Source organism: uncultured Sphingomonas sp. (assembly GCF_913777625.1).
Classification (GTDB): Bacteria; Pseudomonadota; Alphaproteobacteria; order Sphingomonadales; family Sphingomonadaceae; genus Sphingomonas.
In genome coordinates, this window is record NZ_CAJYTI010000020.1 from 23676 (window position 1) to 35470 (window position 11795).

At 68.0% G+C, this 11795-nt stretch carries 10 protein-coding genes; 7 read left to right on the forward strand and 3 right to left on the reverse strand.

Going from position 1 to position 11795, the window contains the following annotated elements:
* Nucleotides 1-55: 55 nt before the first annotated feature.
* Nucleotides 56-2572, forward strand: coding sequence for a TonB-dependent receptor (locus QZ814_RS10235; protein ID WP_294331619.1), 2517 nt, complete (start codon nucleotides 56-58; stop codon nucleotides 2570-2572).
* A gap of 348 nt (nucleotides 2573-2920) precedes the next feature.
* Nucleotides 2921-4039, forward strand: a complete 1119-nt coding sequence (locus QZ814_RS10240) for a collagen-binding domain-containing protein (RefSeq protein ID WP_294331620.1) — start codon at nucleotides 2921-2923, stop codon at nucleotides 4037-4039.
* 39 nt (nucleotides 4040-4078) lie between these two features.
* Here QZ814_RS10240 and QZ814_RS10245 read toward each other — a convergent pair whose 3' ends face one another.
* The 3 genes from QZ814_RS10245 to ubiM form a co-directional block, all read right to left on the reverse strand.
* The gene (locus QZ814_RS10245; protein WP_294331622.1) at nucleotides 4079-4402 is read right to left on the reverse strand and encodes a DUF2218 domain-containing protein; all 324 of its coding nucleotides are present in this window, start codon (nucleotides 4400-4402) and stop codon (nucleotides 4079-4081) included.
* 72 nt (nucleotides 4403-4474) lie between these two features.
* Nucleotides 4475-4975, reverse strand: a complete 501-nt coding sequence (locus tag QZ814_RS10250) for a PadR family transcriptional regulator (RefSeq protein WP_294331623.1) — start codon at nucleotides 4973-4975, stop codon at nucleotides 4475-4477.
* Between the two features lie 215 nt (nucleotides 4976-5190).
* Nucleotides 5191-6363 (reverse strand): 5-demethoxyubiquinol-8 5-hydroxylase UbiM, encoded by a 1173-nt coding sequence (gene ubiM / locus QZ814_RS10255; RefSeq protein WP_294331625.1) that lies wholly within the window; start codon nucleotides 6361-6363, stop codon nucleotides 5191-5193.
* A 132-nt stretch (nucleotides 6364-6495) separates the two neighbouring features.
* Between ubiM and QZ814_RS10260 the strand changes: the two genes are divergently transcribed.
* From QZ814_RS10260 to nagA, 5 genes are read left to right on the forward strand one after another with little or no spacing between them, the layout of a single operon-like run.
* A complete protein-coding gene (locus QZ814_RS10260; RefSeq protein WP_294331628.1) occupies nucleotides 6496-7821 on the forward strand; it encodes a replication-associated recombination protein A in 1326 nt (441 codons plus the stop codon).
* Nucleotides 7779-8687 (forward strand): hypothetical protein, encoded by a 909-nt coding sequence (locus QZ814_RS10265; protein WP_294331631.1) that lies wholly within the window; start codon nucleotides 7779-7781, stop codon nucleotides 8685-8687. Before QZ814_RS10260 ends, QZ814_RS10265 begins: the two co-directional genes overlap by 43 nt.
* A 44-nt stretch (nucleotides 8688-8731) precedes the next feature.
* On the forward strand, nucleotides 8732-9472 hold the full coding sequence (locus tag QZ814_RS10270; protein ID WP_294331632.1) for a copper homeostasis protein CutC: 741 nt from the start codon (nucleotides 8732-8734) through the stop codon (nucleotides 9470-9472).
* Between the two features lie 60 nt (nucleotides 9473-9532).
* Complete coding sequence (locus tag QZ814_RS10275) at nucleotides 9533-10582, forward strand: SIS domain-containing protein (protein WP_294331633.1); 1050 nt, start codon at nucleotides 9533-9535, stop codon at nucleotides 10580-10582.
* Nucleotides 10579-11712 carry an N-acetylglucosamine-6-phosphate deacetylase gene (gene nagA / locus QZ814_RS10280; RefSeq protein WP_294331635.1) on the forward strand — a complete coding sequence of 378 codons (1134 nt, stop codon included), beginning with the start codon at nucleotides 10579-10581 and terminating at the stop codon, nucleotides 11710-11712. The genes QZ814_RS10275 and nagA overlap by 4 nt, the downstream gene beginning before the upstream one ends.
* Nucleotides 11713-11795 lie beyond the last annotated feature (83 nt).

An 11795-nucleotide genomic window follows, 5' to 3' on the forward strand; every position in this document is an offset into this window, starting at 1 on the left:
CGGCAAGCCCCCAAAGAAACGGCGATTGATCGTTGGAAAAACAAAAGGGGTCCACGTGCATCACCGACTTCGTCTCGCACTCGCAGCGTCGTGTGCGCTATTCGTCCTTCCCGCCTACGCCCAGGAGGCCCAGAAGGCCGAAGCCGCGCCGGCACCGCGCAAGGCTGCCCCCGCAGAACCGCAGCCAGCCAAGCAGGCGTTCACCACCGGCGTCGCCAAGGGTCGCGACCTGCTCGATTCGGCGATCTCGGCGAGCAGCATCGACGAAGACGATATCCAGAAGATCGGCACCCGCTCGGTGGCCGAAGTGCTCGGCAACATGCCCGGCATTCGCGCCGAGAGCTCCGGCACCGAAGGCCTGAGCGCGATCACCATCCGCGGGCTGCCGCTTGCCGCCGACGGTTCGAAGTTCCTGCAGATCCAGGAAGACGGCCTGCCGGTCCTCGAATTCGGCGACATCCACTTCGCCTCGACCAACGCATTCCTGCGCACGGACCTCAGCCTCTCGCAGGTCCAGGCGATTCGCGGCGGCTCGGCCTCGACCTTCGCGTCCAATTCGCCGGGCGGCCTCGTCAATTTCCTGTCGAAGACCGGCGAGCAGGAGGGCGGCACGCTGCAGCTCTCGTCGGGCATCGACTATGAACTCGGCCGGGTCGATTTCGACTATGGCGGCCACCTCAGCAAGACCGTCCGCTTCAACATCGGCGGCTTCTACCGCCAGGGCGAGGGCCCCCGCGCGACGGGCTATGACGCCTTCAAGGGTGGCCAGCTGAAGTTCAACGTCACCAAGACGTTCGAGCACGGCTATGTGCGCCTCTACGCCAAGTATCTCGACGATCGCGAGCCCAACTACGCGATGCTGCCGGTGTCCGTACGCGGCACCAACGCCAATCCGGTGTACAGCACGATCCCGGGCTTCGATCCGCGCAAAGACACGCTCTACTCGCGCTACAAGACGTCGATCCTGGCGCTCGACGGCAACAACAATGTGCAGAATCTCGATCTGCGCGACGGCGATCGCAGCAAGGTCGCCTCGGTCGGCCTCGAAGCGCAGTTCGACATCGCCGGCTGGACGTTCAGCGACCGCGTGCGCTTCGCGCAGGTTTCCGGTACCTACAACGAAAGCAGCTCGATGGCGTTGCTGCCGGCCGCGATCGCCGCGCCGACCTTCGCCGGCCCCGGCGCGACGCTGCGCTATGCCACCGGCCCCAATGCGGGCACGACGATCGCCTCGCCCGCAACGCTCAACGGCAACGGCCTGCTGATGTACGGCCTCGAAATCCATTCGGATCTCGAGAAGCTCGACAATTTCACCAATGACTTCCGCGGCAGCCGTGTCTGGGGCGTCGGGGACGGCAAGCTGACCACCACTGCGGGCTTCTATGCCTCCTCGCAGGCGATGGCGCAGAACCTGCACCTGCTGAACGACGTGTTCGACATCGCCAGCGGCGGCAACTCGGCCTATGTCGACGTGATCGCGGGCAACGGCACGCCGGTGACCCAGGGTGGTGTGCTGTCCTACGGCATTCGTGGCAGTGCCGCCTATCGCCGCCGGTACGATCTCAGCTACCGCGTGTTCGCGCCCTATGGCTCGGTCAACTACCAGATCGGCGCGCTTTCAGTCGGCGCCAGCCTGCGCTATGATTTCGGCAAGGTCAGCGGCACGCTGTACGGCGCCGATCTGGGCGGCACCCGCGTGGGCACCGCACCGGTCGACATGAACCGCGACGGCGTGATCTCGCTGCCCGAGCGTTCCGTCGCCGTGCTGCCGCTCGCGCAGCCAGGCTATGCGAACTACCGCTACAACTACGCGTCCTATTCGGTAGGCGTGAACTATCGCGTGGCCGAGCCGCTGTCGGTGTTCGCCCGCTATAGCCGCGGCGCGCGCGCCAGCGCCGAGCGCCTGTTCTTCTCGCCGGCGGTAAATGCCAATGCCGGCACGCTCACCGATCCGTCGATGGCCTATGGCCCGGTCAAGCAGGCCGAGGCGGGCGTGAAGTTCCGCAAGAACGGGGTTTCGCTGTTCGCCACCGCCTTCTGGGCGACGACCACCGACAAGAACCTGCAGATCGGCGCCGACGCGACCGGCCAGACGGTGGTGCTGCAGATCGACCGCGATTATAGCGCCAAGGGCATCGAGCTCGAAGGCCTGTTCGAGCGCGGCCCGCTCAGCCTGCGCCTGGGTGCGACCTACACCAAGGCGAAGATCGACGCGGACAAGGCGGACAAGACGCTGGTCGGCAACACGCCGCGCCATCAGCCGGACCTGATCTTCCAGGCGACGCCGCAGTTCGAGGTGAAGAAATTCACCATCGGCACCAACGTGATCGGCACCACCAGCAGCTACGCGCAGGACAGCAACCTGCTGAAGCAGCCCGGCTACACGATCGTCAGCCCGTTCGTGCAGGTCCGTCCGGTCAAGAGCATCCAGCTCGGCCTGAATGTCTATAACGTGTTCGACAAGCTCGCCTTTGTGTCGGTCAACTCGGCGGCGCTGCCGACGTCGGGCGTCGTCACCGCCCAGACGCTGACCGGGCGCACCTTCACGGCATCGATGCGCTTCAGCTTCTGAGCGCGCAGGCCGGGTCTCGAAGCCCCGCTTGAAGAAGGCGGCGCCGCGAATGTGCGGCGCCGCCCTTTTCGTTCGTGTCCCGGCCGGCCGGGAATTTTGACGCCGCTCCCCCCTGCCCCGTTTCGATTCAGGACAAGGTCGGCCAGGCGTCGGATAATCGAGGCGCAATGAAACCGTATGTTTCTCTGAGCATATGCCATATTCGGTCGAGCAAATGCGGAAAACGGTATAGTCAACACCGCAAAAACACCTAGTTGGTGTAGGAACGATGCCACGGCAGGCGTGGCACGCGCACGGGGGTCACCGGAGGGGGCGGCCAGGGCGCGTACATCTCATGGAGAAATCTGAATGCGCCTCGTGTCTGCTGCCGCCATTGTCGCTACCCTCATCGCCACCAGCGCCCAGGCCGCGCCCGGTGACGCCGCTGCCGGCCTGCAGGCGCTGCGCGAACTCAACCTCGTCGTCTTCGGCACCTTGTCGACCAACGGGCAGGAAGTCGAAGGACGCAGCTTCGTCGGATCGCTGGCGGCCGCCAACTTCACCAATTTCGGCATCGGCTCGACCACCCAGAGCTCGGCAAGCTCGGCGTTCGACGTGCTCAGCGTCGTGGGCGATGCGACGGGCTCGTTCCGTCTCAAGGCCGGCTATGCGAATGGCAGCAACGCCAACCCGCTGGGCGACACCGCCCGCATCGGCGGCAATGTCGGCTATATCGATTTCAACGATGCCAACGGGCAGGTCGGCAAGCTGGTCGCCGGCGGCAACCTTACGACGCAGTTCAACGTCAACAACCATAGCGTGACCTATGGCGGCACGGCGGCAGGCGGCATCAACGGCGCGGTCAAGGACGCAAGCCTCGCCCCCGGCGGTGCGAACGACGTGGCGGCGGGTCTGGTCGTCAAGATGAGCGCGCTGAGCAACAACCTCACCGCCCTCTCGACGCAGCTGGCGGGCCTCACCTCGCTCGGCACGATCACCTCGACGAACAGCGCGCTCAACTATTCGGGTGCAACGAACGGCTATGCCGTGTTCACCATGACGGAAGCGGCGTTCACCGATCAGAACGCCAATTTCGACAATCTCTTCAAGGGCGTGCCGAGCGGCGTTACCACCATCATCAACGTGCTGGGCACCAATCTGGTGGAGCGCGGCAACATCAACGACAAGTCGCTCAACCAGACCGTGATCTGGAACTTCAGCCAGGCGGAGAACCTGTCGCTGAAGGGCTTCCACGGCACCGTGCTGGCGCCGCTCGCCGCGCTGGTCAACAGCAGCGCGATCGAGGGCAGCATCGTCGCCAAGTCGATGCAGCTGAACGGCGAGGTGCATCTCGGCACCTATGCCGGCACCAGCACGTTCGTGACGACCAACTCGGTGCCGGAACCGGCCAGCTGGGCGATGCTGCTGTTCGGCTTCGGCACGATCGGCGGCGTGCTGCGCAAGCGCCGCGCGCTCGCGCTCGCCTGACCCTGCGAAGGGGCGCCGCACTCGGCGCCCCTGGATCGCTTACTGCCAATTATACTGCAGTTCGCCCTCGCGAAACGCGAAGCGATCGAGATGCCGGGCCACGGCGCCCTTCAGCCCTTCCAGCTGCTCGGCGGAGCTGGCGTCGATCCGGACGTCGAGGCCGGTTTCCGCCACGTTGAACGTCACCACTGCATCGCCCGGGTGGCTGGCGCCGCGGGCATCCTTCGGGAAGATCACCGTGCCGTTCTCGGGGGTGAACGCCACCTGCAGATTATGCTGCCAGTGCTTGCACAGCTGCTGGAGATAGCGGCTGGCATGCTCGGTCGGCACCAGCGCCTCGGCGCTAAAGCTGGTCATCGTCATTCCATTCTCCTTGGCCGCGGCGGGAACGAGGCCCAGCCGGCGGCGTAACACCTCGATCCGCGGCATCGTTGCTTACAGCCGCTCGATCTTGCGCGCGGCTTCGTCGAGGATCTCGGCGATCGCGTGCAGCCGCTCGGGCGCCACTTCCTCCTCGAACACGCTGGCCGCGAGCACGGTCTTGAGGTTGTGCATGGCGCGACGGACCGGGCCGCCGCTGGTGCGGGCATGGCGCTCGCCCAGATCGGCCAGCCGCTCGAACAGCGCCGCGACTTCCGCCGCGTTTTCCGCCAGATGCGCGGTGCCGGCCTCGGTGATGGCGAACTGCTTCTTGGCGCCGTCGCTCTTGTGCTCGGCGATCAGGTCCATGTCGTCGAGCATGGTCAGCGTCGGATAGACGACGCCCGGGCTGGGGGCATAGGCGCCGTTCGAGCGTGCCTCGATCTCGCGGATCAGGTCATAGCCGTGGCGCGGCGCTTCCTCGATCAGCTTGAGCAGGATCAGGCGAAGCTCGTCGCCGCCGAACATGCGCCGGCCGCGTCCGCCGCGCCCGCGCTCCTCCATGCCGAAGACCATGCCGAAGCCGCCGGGAAATTCCCCGCCCCAACCGCCGCGGCCGCGAGGGCCGCAATGCCGGTCCTGGTGCCGATGGCGGCCAGGATGTCCAAAATGAAAAAACATGATGCTCTCTTTCTCGTCTGAGTCTTGATGCACACAAGATATATCTTGAGAGAGATTATGCAAGCCCCTTGCGAGACCCCCTTCCCGAGGTAAGGTCCTCGAGAGATCCCTCAATGCATCAGCATCGCCCGCACCGTTGGTCGGACGAAGGGCAGCCCTGCGCCCAGCCGCAGCACCGCGTGCCGCATCGCGCGCGCGGGCAGGCGCTCGTCGGTGAACAGCCGCACCAGTAGGTTGGTCCCCGTGTAGAGCGGCTTGCACGCGGCGCGGTGGCCGTTCTCGAAACGGCGCAGCGCCGCCGGCAACGCCGGATCCATCCCGCGCCGCACGGCACCCAGCACCTCGGCGGCGAGCAGCGCCTGGCCACTGAGCCCCAGGTTGAAGCCGTGCGCGGTTACCGGATGCATCCCGACCGCGGCGTCGCCGATCAGCGCGGCGCGCCCGCTGACGAACTGATGGGCCCAGGTGGTGACCAGCGGATAGACGTTGCGGTCGCTCACCACCTCCATCCGGCCGAGCCGCTGGCGGAAGCGGCGGGTAAGGTCGCGGCCGAGTGCGGCATCGTCGAACGCGGCCACGCGCCGGGCGGCGTCTTCCGGCAGGGTCAGCACCGCGCCGGCCATGTTCCCGTTGAGGGGCAGCAGCGCCAGCGTCTGGCGGTGATCGAACCATTCGAGCGCCACGCTGCCATGGGGCAGCTCGTGCCGCACCCGCACCACCATCATCGAACGGCCGAGCGGGTTGATATCGGCATCGATGCCGAGCGCTTCGCGCATCTTGGAGAGTCGCGAATCCGCCACCACCAGCAGGCGAGCACGCACCACCTCCCCCGAGGAGAGCAGCACCTCGGCACGCGGGCCCGCGGCGCCGGAGCGGGCATGGACCACCTCCGCGCCGGTCACGATCCGCAGCCCCGGCTGCGCCTTCACCGCATCGTACAGCGCCGCACGGATCCGGTGGTTGGGCACCAGACAGCCGAGCGGGTCGTCCGCCCCGCCGCCGGCGGTGAAGTTGAGCGCGAACGGCGAATCGCCGTTGACCACCTTGGCGGCGTGCATCGGCGCGATCGCGTCCGCCGGAATCCGGCTCCAGGCGCCGAGTTGTTCGAGGATGCGCTTCGATCCATGGGTCAGCGCGATCTCGCGGCCGTCGAAGCGGGGCGAGGCCAGCGCCTCCAGCGGCGCGCGCTCGAGCAGGATGATGTGCAGTCCGCTGTCCTGCAACGAGCGCGCGAAGGCCAGGCCCACCGGCCCTCCCCCGACGATGACGACGTCGCAGTCCATGCCCGATCCTCCTCAAAACCGCCCCCTGCGTGCGGCACCGGGAGTGCGGATGCCTTGCGCGCGATCAAGTCCTTGCACGCGCCGCACAGGCCGAGGATGCAAATCCCCGCGCCGCCGCCTATCTTGGCCGCGATGGCCGACCTCTTTGCGACCCACGAACCGCCCGCCCCCGACACCACGCCCGCCGGTGGCCCGCTCGCCGATCGCCTGCGCCCGCGGAAGCTGGACGACGTCGTCGGGCAGGAGCATCTCACCGGCCCGCAGGGCGCGATCGGCCGGATGGTCGCCGCGGGCAAGCTCAGCTCGATCATCTTCTGGGGCCCGCCCGGCACCGGCAAGACCACCATGTCGCGGCTGCTCGCCGATGCGGTGGGGCTGCGCTTCGTCGCGATCTCCGCCGTCTTCTCGGGCGTCGCGGACCTCAAAAAGGTGTTCGCCGAGGCGCGCGAGCATGCCCGGATCGGCAAGCGCACCTTGCTGTTCGTGGACGAGATCCACCGCTTCAACCGCGCCCAGCAGGACGGCTTCCTGCCCTATGTCGAGGACGGCACGGTCACCCTGGTCGGCGCCACCACCGAGAACCCCTCGTTCGAGCTCAACGCCGCACTTCTCAGCCGCGCGCAGGTGCTGATCCTGCACCGGCTCGGCCACGAGGCGCTCACCCAGTTGCTCGACCGCGCCGAGGCGCTGGAGGAACGCCCTCTCCCCCTCACGCCGGAGGCCCGCGACGCCCTGGTGGCAAGTGCGGACGGCGACGGCCGCTTCCTGCTCAACCAGGCCGAGACCTTGTTCTCGGTGCAGTTCGAGGCGCCGCTCGGTCCAGCGGGCCTGTCCGGCTTTCTCCAGCGCCGCGTCGCGGTGTACGACAAGGACCGCGAGGGGCATTACAACCTGATCTCCGCGCTTCACAAATCGGTGCGCGGGTCGGACCCGCAGGCGGCGCTCTATTATCTCGCGCGGATGCTGACCGCCGGCGAAGAGCCGCTGTACCTGCTTCGCCGCCTGGTCCGCATGGCGGTGGAAGACATCGGGATGGCCGATCCCAACGCGCTGGTGCAGTGCATTGCCGCCAAGGACACCTATGACTTTCTCGGCTCGCCCGAGGGGGAACTGGCGATCGTCCAGGCATGTCTCTACCTGGCGACAGCCCCCAAATCGAACGCCGCCTACAAGGCGCAGAAGGCCGCGTGGAAGGTGGCGAAGGAAACCGGCTCGCTGATGCCGCCGCAGAACATCCTCAACGCGCCGACCAAGCTGATGAAGCAGATCGGCTACGGCACCGGCTACACCTACGATCATGATGCCGAAGGCGGCTTCTCCGGCGACCATTACTGGCCGTCGGAGATGGAGCCGCAGACCTTCTACGTGCCCACTGATCGGGGACATGAGAAGCGGGTATCCGAACGTCTCGCCTGGTGGGCCGAGATGCGGGAGAAACGTCGCGGAGAGGGCGCATAGACACGCTGCCCTTCACCGATTTCATCGCGATCGACTGGTCGGGCCAGGCGGTGGAGCGCCCCAAGGGCTTGGCCGTCGCCCACGCCCATGCGGGCGACGGCGCACCGGTGCTGATCGACCGCCCCTGGTCGCGCGGGGACATTCTTGCCTTTCTGGAGGATCTCGCCGCCAGCGGCACCCGCGCCCTGGTCGGGCTCGATCTCTCGCCTGCCTTCCCGTTCGTCGATGCCGGTGCCTATTTCCCCGGCTGGGACGAAAGCCCCGCCGACGGACCGGGGCTATGGGCGCTGGTGCATCGACTGTCCGAGAGGGATCCGCACCTCGCCGCCACCAGCTTCGTACGCCACCCGGAGGCGCGGCGCCATTTCCGCCAGATGGGCGATTGCGGCGATCTGTTCCCCGGCGGGCGCGGCCGTTTCCGGGTCTGCGAGGCGGGCCAGGAGGCGATGGCGCTCTCGCCCTATAGCTGCTTCAACCTGGTCGGCGCGAGCCAGGTGGGCAAGTCCAGCCTTACCGGCATGCGGGTGCTGCATCGCCTGCGCGGGCGCATCGGCATCTGGCCGTTCGACCCGTTACCGGAGACCGGCCCGGTGCTGGTCGAAATCTACACCTCGCTCGCCGCACGGCTGGCGGGCATGCGCAAGGGGATCTCCAAGATTCGGGACGCCGAAACCCTGGACGCGATGCTCGCCGCCTTCGGATCCGCGCCGCACGCCCCCCTCTCCCGCTATGACGACCACGCCACCGACGCGATCCTCAGCGCCGCCTGGTTGCGCGTCGCCGCCGGGCAAGCACGGCTCTGGACCCCCGCGGGCCTAACGCCCGCTCTCGCCGCCACGGAGGGCTGGACGTTCGGCGTAGCATAGGCATAGGACTTTTCTAGAACCTGCCGAACGGAATCGAATACCTTATGCGCCGCCTGCTCGAAGTCTGTGTGGAAGATGTCGCCGGAATCGACGCCGCCATCGTCGGCGGGGCGGACCGGATCGAACTTTGCGCGGCACTGGCGGTGGGTGGCCTGACTCCGCCCGCATCGCTCATCGCGGCGGCGGCGCAGGCCCCGGTCCCGGTGCATCTGCTGACCCGCCCGCGCGACGGCAACTTCGTCTATACCGCCGCCGAGGCGGCGCTGGTCGAGGCCGACATTCGTGCCGCGGCGGAAGCGGGGCTGGCCGGCGTGGTGATCGGCGCCAGCCGAGTCGACCATGGCCTCGACGTCGACATGCTGGCCGCGTGGGTCGCGGTGGCGCGCAGCGGCCCGCGCCCCCTTTCGCTGACCTTGCACCGGGCCTTCGATCTCTGCCCGGATCCGCTCGCGGCATTGGAAACGGCAGTCCAGCTCGGCTTCGACCGCATCCTTACCTCGGGATGCACCCCCAAGGCGGTCGACGGCCGCGCCACGCTTGCAGCGCTCGTCGCTGCTGCCGGCGATCGGCTGACCATTCTCGCCGGCAGCGGCATCGATGCGGTGACCTTGCCGCCGATTCTGGAAACCGGGGTGCGCGAGGTCCATGCCTCCTGTCGCAGTCCGCAGGGCGCCGCCGATGCGCGCGAAATTTCCTTCGGTTTTCAGGCCGGCCCGCGGCTCGCAACCGATGCGGAGAAGGTCGCGGGCTTGCGGAAATTGCTCGATCTGCAACCTAGCGCTTGAACAATACCAATATGTAACTTATCCCTGTGTCGGTCATAGCCAGTGGAGGCAATGGGGGACATGATCGCTGAAATCGAAAAGCCCGCGGGCGGCGCGACGCTGATGGCGTCCGAGGCGGCCGAAGCCGGTGCAGCGGTCCGCCGCCTGCTCGACGCCAACAGCGCGGCGCTCGCCGCGCTGGCCAAAGATCTGCGGGCGAATCCGCCGGCGCTGGTCGTAACCTGTGCGCGCGGATCGTCGGACCACGCGGCGACCTATGGCAAATATCTGATCGAGACGATGATCGGCGTGCCGGTCGCCTCCGCCGCGCCGTCGGTCGCGTCGGTGTTCGAGGCCCCCGTCTCCACCGCGCGTGCGCTGTGCATCGCGGTGTCGCAGAGCGGCCGCAGCCCGGATCTGCTCGCCACCGTCAAGGCCTATCAGGCAGCGGGCGCCCGCGTCGTCGCACTCGTGAACGACGAAGAGTCCCCTCTTGCCGCGATGGCCGACACCACCATCGGCCTCAAGGCGGGTCCCGAGCGTTCGGTTGCCGCGACCAAGTCGTACATCACCGCGCTCGCCGCGTTCGCCGCGCTGGTCGCGGAATGGGCGCAGGACGAAGCCGTGGCGTCGGCTCTGACAGCGCTGCCCGAGCAGCTGGAACAGGCCCGCGACTTCGACTGGTCGGCCGTGGTGGAGACGCTCCGCGACGCCACCAACCTGTTCGTGATCGGTCGCGGCTATAGCTTCGCGGTCGCCCAGGAAGCCGCGCTCAAGTTCAAGGAAACCTGCGGCCTGCATGCCGAGGCGTTCAGCGCCGCGGAAGTGCGCCACGGTCCGATGGCGATCGTCGGCGAAGGCTTCCCGGTGCTCGCCTTCGCGACCTCGGACACCGCCGGCGACAGCGTCCGCGAAGCCTCCGCCGAGTTCGCCGAGCGCGGCGCGCGCGTCTGCCTCGCCGATGCGAAGGCCGTCGATGCTTCGCCGCTGCCGGTGCTCGCTGGCCACCCGGCGCTGGAGCCGATCCTGATGGTCCAGAGCTTCTACCCGATGGTCAATGCGCTCTCGCTGGCGCGCGGCAACAATCCCGACGCGCCGCTGTATCTCCGCAAGGTGACCGAGACTCGATGAGCAGTTTCCGCTTCGTCAACGGCCAGATCGTCACCGCCGCCGGCACGCTTCCGGAGGCGGTGATCGAGGTGGACCAGGGCCGCATCGTCTCGATCTCGGCGAGCGGCGCCGGCACCGACACCATCGACCTGGACGGCGGCTGGATCGTCCCCGGCTTCATCGACGTCCAGGTGAACGGCGGCGGCGGCGTGCTGTTCAACGACGATCCGACGGTGGAGGGCATCGCCGCGATCGGTGCGGCGCACGCCAAGTTCGGCACCACCGCCTTCCTGCCGACGCTGATCAGCGACGTGCCCGAGGTGATCGCCCGCGCGCTCGCCGCGACCGATGCCGCGATCGAGGCCGGCGTGCCCGGCGTGGTCGGCGTGCACATCGAGGGGCCGATTCTCAACAAGGCGCGCAAGGGCATCCACGATGCGGACAAGTTCCGCGGGCTCGATGCCGGCATGGTCGAGCTGCTCGGCCGCCCGCGCCGCGGCAAGGTGCTGGTGACGCTGGCGCCGGAGATGGTCGACCTGGCCGATGTCCGCCGTCTTGCCGACGCGGGCGTGCTGCTCGCCATCGGGCATAGCGACGCGACCTACGACACCGCCGTGGCGGCGTTCGCGGCCGGCATGACCGGCGTCACCCATCTCTACAACGCGATGTCGCCACTGCTCCACCGCGCGCCCGGCGTGGTCGGCGCGGCGCTGGAGAACCAGACCGCCTATTGCGGCATCATCCCGGACGGCTTCCACGTGCACGATGCAGCGCTGCGCATTGCGCTGGCGGCCCGCCCGCACGACCGCTTCCTGCTGGTCACCGATGCGATGCCGAACGTAGGATCGGACATGACCGCGTTCGATCTGCACGGCCAGCATATCCGCGTCGAAGGCGGGCGGCTGCTCGGCGTCGACGGCACGCTGGCCGGTTCGGCGCTCGATATGACCGGTGCGTTCCGCCACATGGTCACCCGCGTCGGCACCTCGCCCGAGGACGCCGCGATGATGGCCGCCGCCAGCCCCGCCGCCTTTCTCGGCCTGTCGCACGAGCGCGGCACGCTCGCCCCCGGCCTGCGCGCCGACTGGGTGCAGATGACCCGCGACTTCCAGCCCGCCGGGTGCTGGATCGGCGCAACCCGCTTCCCCTGATCGCACGGAGACCCGCCCTGAGCACGATCGCGCCGCCCTCTTCCCACGACGACGCCTCGGCCGGGGCCCTCGCCATCGGCGCG

Coding starts and splice junctions, on each gene's coding strand:
- QZ814_RS10240 (WP_294331620.1), top strand. CDS start 2,921: ATGCGCCTCGTGTCTGCTGCCGCCATTGTCGCTACCCTCATCGCCACC.
- QZ814_RS10245 (WP_294331622.1), bottom strand. CDS start 4,402: ATGACGATGACCAGCTTTAGCGCCGAGGCGCTGGTGCCGACCGAGCAT.
- QZ814_RS10250 (WP_294331623.1), bottom strand. CDS start 4,975: ATGGTCTTCGGCATGGAGGAGCGCGGGCGCGGCGGACGCGGCCGGCGC.
- ubiM (WP_294331625.1), bottom strand. CDS start 6,363: ATGGACTGCGACGTCGTCATCGTCGGGGGAGGGCCGGTGGGCCTGGCC.
- QZ814_RS10260 (WP_294331628.1), top strand. CDS start 6,496: ATGGCCGACCTCTTTGCGACCCACGAACCGCCCGCCCCCGACACCACG.
- QZ814_RS10270 (WP_294331632.1), top strand. CDS start 8,732: ATGCGCCGCCTGCTCGAAGTCTGTGTGGAAGATGTCGCCGGAATCGAC.
- QZ814_RS10275 (WP_294331633.1), top strand. CDS start 9,533: ATGATCGCTGAAATCGAAAAGCCCGCGGGCGGCGCGACGCTGATGGCG.
- nagA (WP_294331635.1), top strand. CDS start 10,579: ATGAGCAGTTTCCGCTTCGTCAACGGCCAGATCGTCACCGCCGCCGGC.